The sequence below is a fragment of the Pigmentiphaga sp. YJ18 genome, from assembly GCF_038066655.1.
Classification (GTDB): Bacteria; Pseudomonadota; Gammaproteobacteria; order Burkholderiales; family Burkholderiaceae_B; genus Pigmentiphaga.
On sequence record NZ_JBBUKU010000001.1, the window covers coordinates 2,256,040 to 2,273,166 of the forward strand.

Annotated in this window: 16 protein-coding genes; 8 read left to right on the forward strand and 8 right to left on the reverse strand. The window is 68.6% G+C overall.

The features are described from left to right. The 3 genes from WKR98_RS10880 to WKR98_RS10890 all read left to right on the forward strand — a co-directional run bounded on the left by WKR98_RS10880 (position 1) and on the right by WKR98_RS10890 (position 3,093). Positions 1-666 carry a response regulator transcription factor gene (locus WKR98_RS10880; protein ID WP_341432972.1) on the forward strand — a complete coding sequence of 222 codons (666 nt, stop codon included), beginning with the start codon at positions 1-3 and terminating at the stop codon, positions 664-666. After that, entirely contained in the window at positions 663-2,030 is a 1,368-nt protein-coding gene (locus WKR98_RS10885) for a HAMP domain-containing sensor histidine kinase (RefSeq protein WP_341432973.1), read from the forward strand. The genes WKR98_RS10880 and WKR98_RS10885 overlap by 4 nt, the downstream gene beginning before the upstream one ends. A gap of 169 nt (positions 2,031-2,199) precedes the next feature. Continuing rightward, a complete protein-coding gene (locus tag WKR98_RS10890) occupies positions 2,200-3,093 on the forward strand; it encodes a hypothetical protein (protein WP_124688116.1) in 894 nt (297 codons plus the stop codon). Between the two features lie 23 nt (positions 3,094-3,116). On the opposite strand, the gene WKR98_RS10895 is transcribed toward WKR98_RS10890, so the two are convergent. Beyond that, positions 3,117-4,286: a mandelate racemase/muconate lactonizing enzyme family protein gene (locus WKR98_RS10895; RefSeq protein WP_124688117.1), complete on the reverse strand. Its 1,170-nt coding sequence runs from the start codon at positions 4,284-4,286 to the stop codon at positions 3,117-3,119. Positions 4,287-4,400: 114 nt separating this feature from the next. Between WKR98_RS10895 and WKR98_RS10900 the strand changes: the two genes are divergently transcribed. Continuing rightward, on the forward strand, positions 4,401-5,354 hold the full coding sequence (locus WKR98_RS10900) for a LysR family transcriptional regulator (protein WP_124688118.1): 954 nt from the start codon (positions 4,401-4,403) through the stop codon (positions 5,352-5,354). Here WKR98_RS10900 and minE read toward each other — a convergent pair. The 6 genes from minE to WKR98_RS10930 all read right to left on the reverse strand — a co-directional run bounded on the left by minE (position 5,326) and on the right by WKR98_RS10930 (position 11,770). Next, positions 5,326-5,586, reverse strand: a complete 261-nt coding sequence (gene minE / locus WKR98_RS10905; RefSeq protein WP_124688119.1) for a cell division topological specificity factor MinE — start codon at positions 5,584-5,586, stop codon at positions 5,326-5,328. The two genes, WKR98_RS10900 and minE, sit on opposite strands and share 29 nt — an antisense overlap. Positions 5,587-5,589: 3 nt before the next feature. Further along, the gene (gene minD / locus WKR98_RS10910; protein ID WP_341432976.1) at positions 5,590-6,405 is read right to left on the reverse strand and encodes a septum site-determining protein MinD; all 816 of its coding nucleotides are present in this window, start codon (positions 6,403-6,405) and stop codon (positions 5,590-5,592) included. Positions 6,406-6,425: 20 nt separating this feature from the next. Next, positions 6,426-7,214, reverse strand: a complete 789-nt coding sequence (minC, locus tag WKR98_RS10915) for a septum site-determining protein MinC (RefSeq protein WP_341432977.1) — start codon at positions 7,212-7,214, stop codon at positions 6,426-6,428. A gap of 414 nt (positions 7,215-7,628) precedes the next feature. Next, positions 7,629-9,392 (reverse strand): glutamine--tRNA ligase/YqeY domain fusion protein, encoded by a 1,764-nt coding sequence (locus WKR98_RS10920; protein WP_341432978.1) that lies wholly within the window; start codon positions 9,390-9,392, stop codon positions 7,629-7,631. 132 nt (positions 9,393-9,524) lie between these two features. Then, complete coding sequence (locus WKR98_RS10925) at positions 9,525-11,030, reverse strand: ATP-binding protein (protein WP_238160295.1); 1,506 nt, start codon at positions 11,028-11,030, stop codon at positions 9,525-9,527. Further along, positions 11,027-11,770 carry a response regulator gene (locus WKR98_RS10930; RefSeq protein ID WP_124688123.1) on the reverse strand — a complete coding sequence of 248 codons (744 nt, stop codon included), beginning with the start codon at positions 11,768-11,770 and terminating at the stop codon, positions 11,027-11,029. The genes WKR98_RS10925 and WKR98_RS10930 overlap by 4 nt, the downstream gene beginning before the upstream one ends. A gap of 152 nt (positions 11,771-11,922) precedes the next feature. Between WKR98_RS10930 and WKR98_RS10935 the strand changes: the two genes are divergently transcribed. The 4 genes from WKR98_RS10935 to recQ all read left to right on the forward strand — a co-directional run bounded on the left by WKR98_RS10935 (position 11,923) and on the right by recQ (position 16,225). Continuing rightward, a complete protein-coding gene (locus tag WKR98_RS10935) occupies positions 11,923-12,501 on the forward strand; it encodes a Spy/CpxP family protein refolding chaperone (RefSeq protein WP_161567707.1) in 579 nt (192 codons plus the stop codon). Positions 12,502-12,624: 123 nt separating this feature from the next. Further along, positions 12,625-13,131 (forward strand): gluconokinase, encoded by a 507-nt coding sequence (locus WKR98_RS10940; RefSeq protein WP_124688125.1) that lies wholly within the window; start codon positions 12,625-12,627, stop codon positions 13,129-13,131. Between the two features lie 102 nt (positions 13,132-13,233). After that, positions 13,234-14,418 carry a cystathionine beta-lyase gene (metC, locus tag WKR98_RS10945; protein ID WP_238160296.1) on the forward strand — a complete coding sequence of 395 codons (1,185 nt, stop codon included), beginning with the start codon at positions 13,234-13,236 and terminating at the stop codon, positions 14,416-14,418. After that, positions 14,411-16,225: a DNA helicase RecQ gene (gene recQ / locus WKR98_RS10950; RefSeq protein ID WP_124688127.1), complete on the forward strand. Its 1,815-nt coding sequence runs from the start codon at positions 14,411-14,413 to the stop codon at positions 16,223-16,225. Before metC ends, recQ begins: the two co-directional genes overlap by 8 nt. A 341-nt stretch (positions 16,226-16,566) precedes the next feature. Here the strand turns inward: recQ and WKR98_RS10955 are convergent, their stop codons facing one another. Continuing rightward, a complete protein-coding gene (locus tag WKR98_RS10955; protein WP_341432984.1) occupies positions 16,567-17,118 on the reverse strand; it encodes an SAM-dependent methyltransferase in 552 nt (183 codons plus the stop codon). Between the last annotated feature and the right edge of the window lie 9 nt (positions 17,119-17,127).

The window sequence follows — 17,127 nt, forward strand, 5'->3', positions numbered from 1 at the left end:
ATGCGCATACTGGTAGTCGAAGACGAGCCGCGCATCGCGGCCGATATCCGCACTGGACTGGAGCGCGCGCACTATGCCGTGGACGAGGCCGCCGACGGCGAAACCGCGTGGTTCCGGGCCGGCACGGAGGACTACGACGCCATCGTGCTCGACCTGGGCCTGCCCAAGCTGGACGGACTGACGGTCCTGAAGCGGCTGCGCGCGGCGGACATCGCCACTCCCGTCCTGATCCTGACCGCGCGCGACGGTTGGCGCGACAAGGTCGAGGGCATCGATGCCGGCGCCGACGACTACCTGGCCAAGCCCTTCCAGATGGAGGAAATGCTGGCCCGGCTGCGCGCGATCACCCGGCGCGCGGCGGGGCAGTCGTCGGCCATCCTGCGTGCCGGGCCGGTGGAAATCGACACCCGCACCCGGCTGGTCACGGTGCAGGGGGCCGCGATGACGCTGTCGTCGCTGGAGTACCGGCTGCTGGCCTATTTCCTGCACCATCCGGGGCGCGTGCTGTCGCAGAGCGAACTGATCGAGCACATCTACGAAACCGGCAGCGACCGCGACACCAATGCCATCGAGGCGCTGGTCGCCCGGCTGCGCCGCAAGCTGGGGGTGGACCTGATCGAGACCCGGCGGGGCCACGGCTACCTGATTCCCGACGACGCGCGATGAGCCGCCGGTCGCTGCTCGTCCGGCTGGGTTGCGCCGCGGCGCTGATGATCCTGCTGGCGCTGGCGGCGGGGGGCGTGGGGCTTACGCTGATCTTCGATCGCCAGATGGAGCGGCGCGCGGTCGCCGAACTGGCCCTGTACCTGAAGGCGCTGGCCGCGGAGGTCCGCCTGGATGCCGATGGAACGATGGGGCTGGAAGCCACGCCCAGCGACCCGCGCTTCGAGCAGCCCTATGGCGGCCTGTACTGGCAGATCGACGGCCCCAGGCGCCAGCAGCTGCGTTCGCGCTCGCTCTGGGACGAGGCGCTGCCCACCATCGATACCCCGCCGGGGCGGCCGTTGCGGGCACGCTGGATCGACGGCCCGGAGCATGCCCGCCTGTTGTCGGTGGAGCGCACCATCGTCCTGGACGATACCGCCACCGATACGAAGGTCCACCTGCTGGTGGCGCTCGACCGCGCCGACCTGCAGGCCGAACGCCGCTCGTTCCTGAGCCTGCTCGTTCCCTCGCTGATCGGGCTGGGCCTGCTTCTCATCATCGCCATGGCGGGGTTCATCCATCTGGCGCTGCGCCCCTTCCGCGATCTCCAGGCCCACTTGCAGGCGGTGCGCAGCGGACATGGCCGCGAGCTGCCGCGCGGCGTGCCCGATGAAGTCCAACCGGTGGTGGACGAACTGAACCGGCTGCTTGCCTTCCACGATGCCTCGCTCGAACGCGCGCGCACCCAGGCCGGCGACCTGGCGCATGGCCTGAAGACGCCGCTGGCCGTCATGGGCGCGGCGGCACGGCGGGCCCGCGACGGCGGCCAGGGTGCGCTGGCGGACGAGATCGACGAGCAGGTTGGCGCCATGCGGCGCCAGGTCGACCGGACGCTTGCCCGCGCCCGCGCCGGCATGGCGGCCGCCCTCGGCTATGGCTCAACGCCGGTGGGCGACGCCGTGAACAAGACCCTGCGCGCGCTGCAAACGCTGCCGGGCGCGCAGTTGCTGGATTGGGATGCCGACGTTGCCCAGGGGCTCCGCTTCGCGGGAGACGAGGGCGACCTGATGGAGATACTCGGCAACCTGCTGGACAACGCGCGCAAGTGGGCGCATAGCCAGATCCGGCTGGTGGCCCGCGAGGCCGGCGAGCGGGACTGGACGCTGGTCATTGATGACGACGGCCCCGGGTTGCCCGAGGACGAGGCCTTGCGCATCGAGCGGGGCCGCCGCTGGGACGAGTCCCGTCCGGGTACGGGTTTCGGCCTGGCGATCGCCCGGGATCTGGTCGAGGCCTATCGGGGCGTGATCGGCTTCTCGCGCTCGTCGGATCTGGGCGGGCTTCGTGTTTCCATCACCTTACCAGGCCAACAACGAAAGGAGTAAGTGTTCGCTTTAATCAATATTCCCGCTATCTGGACTTCATGGATTTCATAGTCAAGAACCCTCTGATCGACGAGAAATCCTCAATTTGAAGGATTGCCGTCGGGAAGCACGCCTCCTAGGATGCAGGTGGCCATCGAGCCATTCCAAGAAAACACAAGGGGGAATCCAGATGCACCATGTCCTGAAAACCACCGGCGCCGCTGTCGCGCTGGCCCTGCTGGCCGCCTGTGGCGGCAGCGACGATCCCGCCAAGCCCACCTATTCCGAGAAGCAGCTCCAGGAGCTCGCCTTCGATATGATAGGTATCAGCCTGGGCGTGCCGCAGGTCACGATGTCCGCGGCCGGCCAGGCGCTCAGCTTCCTGGACGATGGCGCGCCGAGCGGTCCCCAGCCGTGTGACGACGGCGGCACCTATACGGCCACGCTTACTCGGGCCGGCAGCGGCCCCATCCCGGGCAACGGCGACAAGGTCGACATCCAGTTCGACCGGTGCGATGACGATGACGTGGTGCTGACAGGCAAGACGACCGTCACGTTCAGCGACGTCAGCGGCGACATCTTCGATACCGACGAGCCGGCCGCGGCGACGATGACGTTTCCGTTCCGCGGCATGAAAGTGGACGACGACACCACGCTGGACGGCGATTTCGTGCTGAAGGCGGCCACCACGCCCGGTGGCGCTCCGGATACCGACGACGGCACGAGCACCCTGAAGATCTCGGGCGCGGTCAAGCTGACCGAGAGCGGCGTGTCGATGGAGATCAGCGAGTATGCCTCCGAGTTCAGCACCGACCATGCCACGGATACCGACACGATGACCAAGGTCGACTACCGGGCCAAGGGTTCCCGCTCGCCGCTGGGCGAGTTCGACTACCGGGTGTCGATGACTTCGCCCGTCGTGGCCCGGATCGCTTTCGGCGAGCTGATCAGCGGCGGCCTGCGCGCCAAGACCGACGCCGAGACCGTCGATACGACCATCGCCACTTCGGACAAGGGCGTCACGACGATCTCCGTCAAGTCTTCCTCGGGCAAGAGCACGTCGATCACTGAGGGCGATCTGTAAACGCAAGGAGCGGACTGGCGGATCTATTCCGCCAGTTGCCGCATTTCCGCGTACAGGTCGCGCTTGCCCTCGAAGCCGATGCCCGCCAGCTCGGGCATGACGATGTGCCCGTCCTGGACCCGCACGCCGTCGGGGAAGCCGCCGTAGGGCTGGAACAGGTCCGGATAGCTTTCGTTGCCCCCCAGGCCCAGTCCCGCCGCGATGTTCAGCGACATCTGGTGCCCGCCATGGGGAATGCAGCGCCGCGGCGACCAGCCGTGCGTGCGCAGCACCTGCAGGGTGCGCTCGTATTCGACCAGGCCGTAGGACAGCGCGCAATCGAACTGCAGCCAGTCGCGGTCGGGCCGCATGCCGCCGTAGCGGATCAGGTTGCGGGCGTCCTGGTGGCTGAACAGGTTCTCGCCGGTGGCCATGGGGCCCGGATAGTACTCGGCCAGCGCGGCCTGCAAGGCATAGTCCAGCGGATCGCCGGCTTCCTCGTACCAGAACAGGGGGTAGTCGCGCAGCATCTTCGCGTAGGCGATGGCGGTGTCCAGGTCGAAGCGGCCGTTGGCGTCCACCGCCAATTGCCCGCGTCCCTCGATCTCGGCCAACACGGCCTCGATGCGCCGGCGGTCCTCGTCGAGGGACGCGCCGCCTATCTTCATCTTGACCACGTTGTAGCCGCGGTCCAGGTACGAACGCATCTCGGCGCGCAGGGCCGACAAATCCTTGCCCGGATAGTAGTAGCCGCCGGCGGCGTAGACGAACACGCGCGGATCGGCGGTCACGCCATGACGTTCGGCCAGCAGGCGGAACAGGGGCTTGCCTTCGATCTTGGCCACGGCATCCCAGACCGCCATGTCTATCGTGCCCACGGCCACCGAGCGTTCGCCGTGGCCGCCGGGTTTTTCGTTGGCCATCGCGGCGGCCCAGACGCGGTGCGGATCCAGGTTGGTGCCGGCATCGTTCAGCAGCGACTTCGGGTCGGCCTCGAGAATGCGCGGCGCGAAGCGTTCGCGGATCAGTCCGCCCTGGCCGTAGCGGCCATTGGAGTTGAAACCGTAGCCGATCACCCGCTTGCCGTCGCGCACCGCGTCGGTGACCACGGCCACGAGGCTGCTGGTCATCTTGGAGAAGTCGATGTAGGCGTTGCGGATGGGCGAGGAAATGGGCTTGGTGACTTCGCGGATTTCAAGGATGCGGACGGACATGGAAACTCCAGAGGAGCCGGGCGGATGTCCGGCTGCGTGGACGTATCATGCCGTTTGCCGCACGGGGCGGCCAATGCTAGTTTTCTCTTTTTCCATGCTCTGTAAGCATCGGCCATGAACCTGATCTGGCTGGAAGATTTCCTGGTCCTTGCCGAGTGCGGCAACTTCTCGCGCGCGGCCGAGCTGCGGCATATGACCCAGCCCGCGTTCAGCCGCCGCATACGCATGCTGGAGGAGTGGCTGGGCGTGACCCTGTTCGACCGGGCCACGCATCCGGTCACCCTGACGGAAACGGGCCTGTGGTTCCGGACCACGGCCCAGGACATGCTGGCGCGCGTGGAGCGCATTCCCGACGAGGCGCGCCGGGTGGCGCAGGCCAGCTCGGCCACGCTGCGCTTCGCGGCCACGCATGCCTTGTCGCTGACCTTCCTGCCCGATTGGCTGCGCGGCCTGGAGTCCGGCCTGAGCCTGGGGCCGATCCAGCTGGTGTCGGACGTGGCCCAGCAGTGCGAGGCGCTGATGACCCAGGGGCGGGCGCAGTTCTTCCTGTGCCATGCGCACGAGCAGGCACCGGCGCGGCTGGACCCATCGGCCTATCCGTCGGTCAAGGTGGGCGACGACGTGCTGGTGCCCGTCTGCGCGCCGGACCGTCAAGGGCGGCCGCGTTTTCTGCTGGGCGGGGCGTCGGGCAGGCGCGTGCCCATTCTTGCGTACAGCGCGGAGTCGGGCCTGGGGCGCATCGTCCGGGCCGTGCACGGAGCGGCGCTGGCGCGGCTGCGGGCCGATGTGGCGGTAACGGCGCATCTGGCGACGGTGTTGCAGTCGATGGCGCGCAGCGGCCGCGGCGTTGCCTGGCTGCCGGCCAGCCTGGTGCAGGACGAACTGGATCAGGGAGGATTGATGGAGGCGGGGGAGGCGTCCTGGCGCATCGCGCTGGACATCCGCCTGTACCGCCGCGGCGAGGCCGAGCCTGCCGCGGCCGAGGCGTTCTGGCGGGCCGCCGGCGCGGGAGCGCCGGGGCCGCGCGCAAGCGGCGGTGTCAGGTCGCCGAAGGCATCTCGATCTTGACTTCCAGCACTTCCAGGGTGTCCTGGCGCTCCAGGTTCACCTTGATGTCGTCCGGATTGATCTTGACGTACTTCGAGATGACGGCCACCAGTTCCTTCTGCAACTGCGGCAGGTAGTCGGCCGAGGCGCCGGCGCCCGATCGTTCGTGGGCAAGAATGATCTGCAACCGTTCCTTGGCGACGCCGGCCGTCGAAGGCTTTTTCTGTCCGAGGAAAAAGGAGAGCAGCGACATCGATTATTTCCCTCCGAACAGACGCTTGAACAGGCCGGGCTTCTCGTAGTCGATGAAACGCAGCGGCTTGTCTTCACCCAGGTAGCGGTCGACGACGTCCTGGTAGGCCTCGGCCACCGAGGTGCCCTTCAGGTGGATGGCGGGCAGGCCCTGGTTCGAGGCTTGCAGCACGTCTTCGGATTCGGGAATGACGCCGATCAGCTTGATGCGCAGGATGTCCTCGACGTCCTTGAGCGACAGCATTTCGCCGTCGGCCACGCGCTTGGCGTTGTAGCGCGTCAGCAGCAGGTGCTCCTTGACGGGTTCCTCGCTGTTGATGGCGCGGCGCGACTTGGCCGACAGGATGCCCAGGATGCGGTCCGAGTCGCGCACCGACGAGACTTCCGGATTGGTCACGACCAGCGCGTCGTCGGCGAAGTAGGCCGCCATCAGCGCGCCGGATTCGATGCCGGCGGGCGAGTCGCAGACGATGTATTCGAAGTCCATCTCTTTCAGGCCTTCCATGACCTTTTCCACGCCTTCCTGCGTCAGCGCGTCCTTGTCGCGCGTTTGCGAGGCTGGGAGGATGTAGAGATTGTCGAGCTGCTTGTCGCGGATCAGGGCCTGGTTCAAGGTGGCTTCGCCCTGGACGACGTTGATCAGGTCGTAGACCACGCGGCGTTCGCAACCCATGATCAGGTCGAGATTGCGCAGGCCGACGTCGAAATCGATCACGGCGGTCTTGTGGCCGCGCAGTGCCAGTCCTGCCGAGAAGGCGGCGCTGGAGGTGGTCTTGCCGACGCCGCCTTTGCCTGAAGTCACGACAACGATACGTGCCATGGGGAGTGGATCCTTATGAGTTAGATGGGCAACGGTTCGACCAGCAGTTTCTCGCCGTCGAGGCGGATCAATGCCGGTTTGTCCTGGATGTCGGGGGAAAGGGCCGTGGCCAGCGTCCGGTAGACGCCGGCCACGGCGACCAGCTCGGCCTCGAGCCGGGTGGTGTAGATGCGTGCCTTGGTGTCGCCGCGGGCGCCGGCCATGGCCTTGCCGCGCAGCGGCCCGTAGACATGGATGTTGCCGTCGGCGATGACTTCGGCGCCGTGGCTGACCACGCCCATGACGATCAGGTCGGCATGGCGGGCGTAGATCCGCTGGCCTGAGCGCAGGGGCTTGTCGATGACCATGGTCGGCACCGCGTGCGGCGCTGCGGGAGCCTGCTCGGCCACGGTTTCGGTGGCGGGTGGGGTTTCGGGCGGCAGCGGAGCGGGCGCCGGCGCTGCCTGGGCGGCAGGCGCCGGTTCGGCGGCGGGCTCGGACTCGGGCGCGGGCGATCGGACCGGCGCGGCGGGCAGCGACAACAGGGCCAGGCCGGCCTCGCGGGCCGACTCGGCCAGCTCCGCCGGGGCCATGATGCCTATGGTCGGCAGGCCGTGCCGTTTCAGGGCCTCGGCCAATTGGTTCCAGTCGAGCGGTTCGGCCAGCCGCGACGCGTCGATGACCACCGGCTCGTCTTCGAAGAAACCGGCGGCTTCCTCCATCCGCTGGTCCAGCGCGGCCAGCACGGCCTGCAGGTCGGAAGAATGCAACACCACGCGAATGGCGTAGAGCGAGGTGCTCTTGATATCAAGTACGGGACTGGCTTCCATGGGCGGCGCCGGAGGGCGCAAATGCGCAAAATGCAGATTCTACCGGTAGGCGCCCCGGCGTGGGCGTTAGCGGTTGTGTCGGTGGGGGAGGGGAAGCCCACCCCCTACCCGCTGACGCGGGCCCCCTCAAGGGGGCTACGCTGGCGGACCGGAGGGAAAGCCCCACCCCACGCGGCCTATGGCCGCTCCCCTCAAGGGGCGACGCTGGCGGACCGGCAAAGCCGGATCCGCGGCGCCCAGGGTCTAGTGCCTGTTTCTTGGTACGCCACACCGTTGCTACCGCGGGCAGCCAGCGATAGCAACCGTGCTTCAGTCCAAGATACTTTCTCTAGACGCAGGAAACCGCGGATCTGGCTTTGCCAGTCCGCCGGTTTCGCCCCCTGGGGGGCGCCCGAAGGGCGTAGGGGGGGACGACTACTTCCAGGTATCGCGGAGAGTCGTCGTGCGGTTGAAGACCGGGGCCAGGGTGGACGAGTCTTCGCGGTCGGCGACGAAGTAGCCGAAGCGTTCGAACTGGTACGAGGTGCCCGGCGTGCCGTCGGTGCCGGGTTCCAGGTAGCCCTGGATGGTCTCGACCGAGTTGGGGTTCAGGTACTCGATGAAGTCCTTGCCGCCGGCGCTGGGATTGGCCTCGGTGAACAGGCGGTCGTACAGGCGGATCTCGGCGGGCACGGCGGTGGGGGCGTGCAGCCAGGTGATGTTGCCCTTGACCTTGACGCTGTCCGCGCCGGGCGTGCCGCTCCTGGTGTCCGGCAGGTACTCGGCCTGGACCTCGACCACCTTGCCGGCCTCGTCCTTGACGAAGCCGGTGCACTTGACCACGTAGCCGTACTTGAGCCGCACCATGTTGCCGGGGAACAGGCGGAAGAAGCCCTTGGGCGGGGTTTCCTCGAAGTCTTCCTGCTCGATCCACAGTTCGCGCCCGAACGGGAAGGTCCGCCTGCCCATTTCCGGGTGGTGGGGATGGCGGGGGGCCGAGCATTCCTCGGTCTGGCCTTCCGGGTAGTTGGTGATGACCAGCTTGAGCGGCCGCAGCACCGCCACGGTACGCGGCGCCTTGGGGTCCAGGTCGTCGCGCAGGGCTTGTTCCAGCAGCGAATAATCGATCCAGGAGTCCGACTTCGAGGCACCGGTGCGCTCGCACAGCAACTGGATGGCCTCGGGCGTGTAGCCGCGGCGGCGCAGGCCCAGGATGGTGGGCATGCGGGGGTCGTCCCAGCCGTTGACGTGGCCGTCGTTGACCAGTTGCAGCAGCTTGCGCTTGCTGGTGATGATGTAGGTCAGGTTCAGCCGCGCGAATTCGTGCTGGTGGGGCAGGGGCGCCTCCAGCAGGCCCAGCTCGCGCAGGTGGTTCAGCAGCCAGTCGTAGAACGGCCGCTGGTCTTCGAATTCCAGCGTGCAGATGCTGTGGGTGATGCCTTCCAGCGCATCCTCGATGGGATGGGCATAGGTATACATCGGATAGATGCACCACTTGTCGCCGGTGCGATGGTGCGTGGCATGGCGGATCCGGTACAGCACCGGGTCGCGCAGGTTCATGTTGGGCGAGGCCATGTCGATCTTCGCCCGCAGCGCCATCGAGCCGTCCGGGTGCTTGCCGTCGCGCATCTCGCGCAGGCGGGCCACGGATTCCTCGGGCGGGCGGGCGCGCCAGGGCGAATCCGTGCCGGCTTCGGTCAGCGTGCCGCGCATGGCGCGGATTTCCTCGGGGCTCTGTTCGTCCACGTAGGCGTAGCCGGCCATGATCAGGGCTTCGGCCGCCTCGTACATGAAGTCGAAGTAGTCGCTGGCGTGGTAGTAGTGTTCGGTGCCGAACGCCGTCCAGTCGTAGCCCAGCCAGCGCACGGCGTCGACGATGGCGTCGACGTAGCGCTGCTCTTCCTTTTCGGGGTTGGTGTCGTCCAGCCGCAGGTGGCAGACGCCGCCGTAGTCGCGGGCAAGGCCGAAGTTCAGCGCGATGCTCTTGGCATGGCCGATGTGCAGGTAGCCGTTGGGCTCGGGCGGAAAGCGCGTGCGGATGCGGGCCGGATCCAGCGCGGCCTCGGCCAGCTCCGACGCCGATCCGGGATGGCCGGCCCAGTGCTTCTCGGCATACCGCCCGGCGGCCAGGTCGGCCTCGACGATATTGCGCAGGAAATTGGTGGCTGGAGCGGGAGCAGGTTTATTCGGTGTGGTCATCGTGTATGGGTTGGACGAAGAGTCCTTCCTTCGATTTTGCCATAACGAGGCCCCCCTACGCGCTTGCACTGGCGGACCGGCGGAGCCGGATCCGCCGTGCCCTGGGAGGGAGATCCGGGTGGCGGGGTGGGGTCAGGGGGGGAGGGGGATGGCCGCGATGACCCGCAGGCCGCCGCCTGCCGGGGTTTCCAGGATGATCCGGCCGCCGTGGGCGCGGGCGATGGCGTCGACCAGGGCCAGGCCCAGGCCGACGTTGCCGGTGCGGCTGCGGGCGGGATCCAGGCGGGAGAAGGGGCGCAGGGCGTCTTCGTAGCGGTCGGGGCTGATGCCGGGGCCGTGGTCGCGCACACCCAGGCGGGCCTCGCCGCCCCGCGCTTCCAGGGTGATCTCCAGGGGCGGGGCGCCGTGCTGCATGGCGTTCTGGATCAGGTTGTCGACCAGCCGCGCCAGGGCCACGGCATCGGCGTTGACCACGATTTCGTCGCCGGGGGGCGATGGGTAGTCGATCGGGCTGCCGGTGCCCTGCCAAGCGTGGATGCGTTCGCGCAGCCAGTCGCCCAGGTCGATGGGCGTGAAATGGTAGGTGGCGCGGTCGGTGCCACGCACGAAGCCGATGAACTGGTCGACGATGTGCTGCATGTCCTCGGCGTCCTGCCGCAAACCGTCCTTGAGCGCCGGGTCGTCGACCATCTCGGTGCGCAGGCGCATCCTGGACAGCGGGCCCTTGAGGTCGTGCGGCAGGCCGGCCAGCAGCGTGCGGCGTACCTTGTCGGACTCGTTCAGCGCATCGAGCATGGCGTTGAAGCGTTCGCCCAGGACCTGCGTCTCGTGCGGACCGGCCGGTTCCACCCGTTCGGGCTTGCCGGCCGCGAGGCGGTCGGCGGCATGGGCGAGCGAGGTGATGGGGCGGGTGATGTGCCAGGAAAACCAGGCGGCCAGCAGCAGGATCGCGCCCACCCCGCCCAGCCACATGACGATCAGGGGCGTCTTGACGGGCGGGCTGATGCGTTCGAGCGAGATCACCAGCCAGGACCGCATCAGCGGTTCCTCGTCGTTGCCCAGGCCGGGCGTGAGCGAAATGAACAGGGCGGGTTCGGGGCCGCGCGACAAGGCCACCCGCGAGCCGTCCGCCAACTGGGTGTTCAGGCGCTGGATCAGGCCGCGCATGGCGTGGCGGGGATCGTCGTCGGCCCAGCGCGGGGCCTCGCGGGGGCCGCGGCGCTCGGGGCCGAAGCGGAATTCGCCGGACCGGTAGTCGGGCGGCATGCGGCCCCCCGGCAGGGGCTCGAAGCGGGGATGGGGCGGATGACCCTCGCGCCGGGGGCGTTCCCCGCCTGGCCGGGGCCGGGGCGGGATGGGCCGGGAAACCAGCCGCCATTCGCCCTGGGAGGCCGCCGCGACGAAGGCGGCGCGCTCGCTTTCGTCGATCTGCGCGATGGAGGCGCGCAGGGTGCGGATGGTGGTCGCCATGAGGTCCGGCGTGACGTTCTCGAGGACGTTGCGGCGGTAGTGCTCGATGGCCAGGAAGGTCGTCGCCTGCGCGACCAGCACCGCGCCCAGGATCAGCAGGACGAGGCGTGCGCGCAGCGAGCGCGGCATCAGCCGGCTCGCCCAGCCACGGGGCGCGGGGCTGTTCATGGCAGCGACGGCGAGGCCGGTGCCGGGTCGTCCGGCGTCAGGGGCGAGAAGCGGTAGCCGATGCCCCAGACGGTCTGGATCCACTTCGGCTGCTTGGGGTCGTCTTCGATGGCGCGGCGCAGCCGCAGGATGGCAATGTCGATGGCGCGGTCGTTGCGCTCGCCGGCCTCGTCGTCGCGCGCCAGGGCCAGCAGCCGTTCGCGCGACAGCGGCTTGCCCGCATTGCGCAGCAGGGCTTCCAGCAGGTTGAATTCGCCGCCGGTCAGGCGCACCTGTTCGGTACCGCGATGCAGCGTGCGGGCCTTGGCGTCGAAGATGAAGGGGCCGAACGAGACCGGTGCATCCTTGACCAGCGCCGACGGGCCGCTCTTGCGCCGCAGCACCGCCTCGATGCGGGCGAGCAGTTCACGCGGGTCGAAGGGCTTGCCCAGATAGTCGTCGGCGCCGGATTCCAGGCCGATGATGCGGTCCACCGTTTCGTCGCGGGCGGTCAGCAGGATCACCGGCAGGTCCTCGCCGCGCTCGCGCAGCCGCCGGCAGGCGTCCGCGCCGTCGCCGCCCGGCAGCATGCGGTCCAGCACCAGCAGGGCGGGGGCGTAGCGGGTGATGCGCGCTTCCAGGTCGGTGGCGTCCGGGGCCAGCAGCGTGTCGTAGCCCTGTTTGTTCAGGTAGTCGGCCAGGAGCTGGCGCAGGGCCGGGTCGTCATCGACCACGAGCAGTTTGAGGGCGGATTTTTCCATGGGGGAATGTTCGCGTGGCGGGGCCGGACCCGCAAGCAGCCTGAAATCGGTTGAAACAGATGGGCCCCGCCTCGCAACCGGTCCGAAACGGGTCTGGAACAAGAATGCCCTCACCGCCGCAGTCCGATGCGGTGTCGACAAGGAGTAACGCAATGACCAAGAACGCCCTTCGTACGATCGCGCTGTCGCTGGCCCTGGCTACCGGGGGCGCCGGCGTGCTGCAGGCCGCCCATGCCCAGGCCGCGGGCGACAATACCACGCAGGCCGAACAGAAGCCCGCGCCGGAACGCCATCGTGGCCACATGGGCCATCATGGGTCCAAGGGACATCATTTCCGGGGTGGCATGGAGCAGTCGCCGCTGGCCATGCTGGGGCACCTGAAATCCAGGCTGAACCTGACCGACTCGCAGCAGAAGCTCTGGGACACGGCGCAGAACGCCAGCCGTGAAGCCGGACAGGCCATGCGGGCCCAGCGCGAGGAAGGCATCAAGACGCTGCGCACGCAGGTCGCCGCCGGCCCCCTGGACCTGCGCGCCCTGAGCGCCCGGCACGACGCCGAGCGCGCGGCCGCCAAGCCCAAGCTGGATGCCGCCCGCGACGCCTGGCTGGCCGCCTACGATTCGCTGGACGGCAAGCAGAAGCAGGTCGTGACCGACGCGGTCAAGAAGCGCCTGGAGCGGGGTGACCGCATGCGCGAGCATCGCCGCCCGGACGCGCCGTCCAAGGGCTGATCCCCCGGCACGCGGTAAAACCGGCGCAGCGATGCGCCGGTTTTTTTTCGCCGCGACGAGGTACGTTTCTTGCGAGGGACGGGTTTTCCGGCCGCCCGTGGACGGCCACGACGGGAGACGGGCATGGTGGTGATCATCATGGGGGTATCGGGCAGCGGCAAGACGACCATAGGCAAGCTGCTGGCCGCCCGTCTGCGCTGCGGCTATTCGGACGCGGACGAGTTCCATCCCGAGGCCAACATCGAAAAAATGTCTCGTGGCGTGGCGCTGGGCGACGCCGACCGGGAACCCTGGCTGCGGGCCATGCGCGCGGCGATCCAGACCGTCCTGGCCGGCGGCCGCACCCACGTGTTCAGTTGTTCCGCCCTGCGGGAGCGCTATCGCGACGCGCTGGCCCGGCCCGGCGAGGACGTCGTGTTCGTCCACCTGGACGTTTCCTACGAGACGGTCATGCAGCGGCTGGCGCGCCGCCGGGGGCATTTCTTCGATCCCGCCCTGGCGCGCAGCCAGTTCCAGACGCTGGAGATCCCCCGGCGGGGCATCGTGGTCGATGCCGAGCGCACGCCCGGGGAGATCGTCGACCGGATCGTCGAGAGCCTGGCCCAGGGCGGTGAATCGACCGTAGAGTGAGCCCTTCTTGTCCCGGTTCGGGCCGGCTCGGCTTCGGTGCCCGGCCGACTTCGCTAAAATCCCCCTTGATCGGCGATCCGCCCGAACCTGCCAGAGATGTCCATGCCCAAGCCCGATACGCTGTTGGCGCATGCCGGACGCGCTCCCGAAGCCTATGCCGGCATGGTCAACACGCCCGTCTTCCGTACTTCCACCGTCATCCATCCCACGATCGAGTCGTACGAGGCGCCGCGCGACCTGACCAGGAAACCGGTCAGCTACGGCCGCCACGGCACGCCCACGACCTTCGCCTTCGAAGAGGCCGTGGCCAGGCTCGAGGGCGCGCACCAGGCGGTGGCCACGCCCAACGGGCTGTCGGCCATCGTCGTGGCTCTGCTGGCGGTGCTCAAGCCGGGCCAGCACCTGCTGGTGGCCGATTCGGCCTATTCGCCGGCGCGCGGCTTCTGCGACCGCAGGCTGGCGCCCCTGGGCATCGAGGTCGAATACTACGATCCCCTCGTCGGCGCCGGCATCGCCGGCCTGCTGCGCGAGAATACCGGCGCGGTGTTCTGCGAATCGCCGGGCTCGCTCACCTTCGAAATGCAGGATATCCCCGCCATCGCGGCGGCGGCCCACGCCCGCGACATCCCGGTGCTGGCCGACAATACCTGGGTCACGCCGTATTTCGCGTCGCCGTTCGAACTGGGCGTCGACATCTCCATCCACGCGGGCACCAAGTACATCGGCGGCCATTCCGACCTGATGATAGGCGTGGTCGCCACCAACGAGCGCTATTGGAAGCCGGTGCGCCAGACGGTGTACGACTACGCCTACAGCGTCAGCCCCGACGACTGCTACCAGGCCCTGCGCGGCCTGCGCACGCTGGGCGTGCGCCTGCGCCAGCACGAGCGCAACGCGCTGCAGGTGGCGCGCTGGCTCGAAGCCCAGCCCGAGGTATCGCGGGTGCTGTATCCGGCGCTGGAAAGCGACCCCGGCCATGCGCTGTGGAAGCGCGACTACCGGGGCGCCTCGGGCCTGTTCTCGGTAGTGCTCAAGCCGGTCGACGACGCCGCGCTGGCGCGCTTCGCCGACGGCCTGAAGCTGTTCGGCATCGGTTCGAGCTGGGGCGGTTTCGAAAGCCTGATCACCGTCGTGCACGCCGCGGCCTATCGCACGGCCACCCGCTGGCAGCCCGAGGGGCCCGCCGTGCGGCTGCACATCGGCCTGGAGGATCCGGCCGACCTGATCGCCGACCTGCGCCAGGGCCTGGACCTGCTGCAAGACGGCAAGGCCGCGGCGCATGGCTGATGGCAGCGCGCTGGAGGTCCTGAGCCGGGTTTTCGGCTACGACCAGTTCCGCGGACCGCAGCAGGAGATCGTCGAGCACGTGATAAGCGGCGGCGATGCCCTGGTGCTGATGCCCACCGGCGCGGGCAAGTCCCTGTGCTACCAGGTGCCGGCGCTGGTCCGCAGCGGCACGGGGGTGGTCGTCTCGCCCCTGATCGCGCTGATGCAGGACCAGGTCGACGCCCTGACCGAACTGGGCGTGCGGGCGGCCTTCCTCAATTCCACGCAGGACTTCGCCCGCGTGCGCGAAGTCGAACGCGCCTTCGTGGACGGCGAACTCGACCTGCTGTACGTGGCGCCCGAGCGCCTGCTGACCGACCGCTGCCTGTCCCTGCTCGAGCGGGGCCGCATCGCGCTGTTCGCGATCGACGAGGCCCATTGCGTCTCGCAGTGGGGCCACGACTTCCGTCCCGAATACCTGGGCCTGTCCGCGCTGCACGAACGTTGGCCCGACGTGCCCCGCATCGCGCTCACCGCCACAGCCACCCAGGCGACGCGGGTCGAGATCGCCCAGCGGCTGGCACTGGAGGACGCGCAGCATTTCGTCTCCAGCTTCGACCGCCCCAACATCCGCTATCGCATCGTCGAAAAGAACGACCCGCGCCGCCAGTTGCTCGATTTCCTGAAGCAGGAGCACGCGGGCGATTCCGGCATCGTCTACTGCCTGTCGCGGGCCAAGGTCGAGGAAACGGCCGAGGCCCTGCGGGCCCAGGGCATCGATGCCATGCCGTACCACGCCGGCCTGGAGGCCGCCACGCGGGCAGCCAACCAGGCGCGCTTCCTGCGCGAGGATGGCGTGGTCATGGTGGCCACCATTGCCTTCGGCATGGGTATCGACAAGCCCGACGTGCGCTTCGTGGCCCACCTGGACCTGCCCAAGTCGGTCGAGGGCTACTACCAGGAAACCGGCCGTGCCGGCCGCGATGGCCTGCCGGCCACGGCCTGGATGGCCTATGGCTTGCAGGACGTGGTGCAGCAGCGCCGCATGATCGACGAGTCGACCGGCGACGAGGCCTACAAGCGCCGCCTGGCGTCCATGCTGGAAGCGATGCTGGGGCTGTGCGAGACCGTGGAGTGCCGGCGCGTGCGGCTGTTGCAGTATTTCGGCCAGGCCTCGCAGGCCTGCGGCAATTGCGACACCTGCCTCGAACCGCCCCAGGCCTGGGACGGCACCGAGGCGGCGCAGAAGATCCTGTCGGCGGTCTACCGGCTGTGGAAAGAGCGCGGCCAGCGCTTCGGCGCCGGGCACGTGATCGACATCCTGCGCGGCAAGCGCAACGAGAAGGTCGAGCAGCACCGGCACGACGAACTCAGCGTGTTCGGCATCGGCGCGGACCTGAGCGAGAAGGACTGGCGCAACGTGCTGCGCCAGTTGATCGCGCAAAGCCTGTTGACGGTGGACCACGAGGCCTTCGGCACGCTGGCCCTGACCGAGGGCAGCCGCAGCGTGCTCAAGGGCGAGCGCACGCTGATGCTGCGGCGCGAGCCCGCCAAGCCGGCCCGCGCGCGCGAAAGTTCACGGGCCCGTTCGGCGGTTACCCTGCCGCCCGAGGCCGAGGCGCTGTTCACCGCGCTGCGCACCTGGCGCGGCGAAGTGGCACGCAGCCACGGCGTGCCGGCCTATGTCATCTTCCATGACGCGACCCTGCGGGAAATCGCCCTGGCGCGGCCTGAGTCGCTGACCGAACTGGGGGCGATCAGCGGGGTGGGGGCGCGCAAGCTCGAGGCCTATGGGCAGGAGATATTGGAGCGGGTCGAGAGGTTCTGATCCGTCGCTAGCCCCAGGCTGAGTTCTTGACCCGGTCTTGTCCGGGGCGCCGGGGCCGGGCGGGCGCGGAGGCGCAGCGAAGCCGGTCCCGCTGCGCGGGACTACCCGGAGTTGGCACGGTTGGCGGGGCGGGCGTGAACTCGCGCGGGAATAGCCCCCCGGGCTATTCCTACTGCCGCGCTCAAACATGCACGCCCTTGCTTCCCCGCCAACCGCGCCAACTCCGGCGGCTCCGAATGCGCCTCCGCGCCCGCCCGGCCCCGGCGCCCCGGACAAGACCTGCACCGCTGGGCACGCAGATCCATGGACTTCAATTTGGATGCCATGAATGTCGATTCAGCCTAGCGAGCCGGTACGGTCCAGAAGAAGATCCGCTTGCTGTCCACCGTCAGGGTCTGCTCCGGTTCCCAGTCGCCCATGTCGAACGCGTGCGAGACGATGCGCGTGCCGGGCTTGAGCGCGAGCAGGGTGGGCCGCAGCTTGAGGTTGAGATTGGGCAGCAGGTAGAGCGTGATGACGGTCGCGGGGCTCAGGTCCTGTTCGAACAGATCGCCCTGGATGAAACGGACCTTGTCGGTGACCTGCTGGCGGCGCGCGTTGGCGTTGGCCTCGCCGATGCGCTGCGGGTCCAGGTCTATGCCCACGCCGCGCGTGCCGAAGCGCTTGGCCGCCGTGACCGGGATGCGGCCGTCGCCCGAGCCCAGGTCGTACAGGATGTCGTCGGGACCGACCTTGGCCACCTGCAGCATGGCGTCGACCACCGGCTGGGGCGTGGGCACGAAGATCACGTCGGGCGTCCGGGGCAGGGGCTTGGCGGTGCCGAAGGACTGGGCCCAGGCGGGGGCGGCCGCCGCGGCGGCCAGGGTGGTCAGGCAGAACTGGCGGCGTTTCATGGCTGCAAG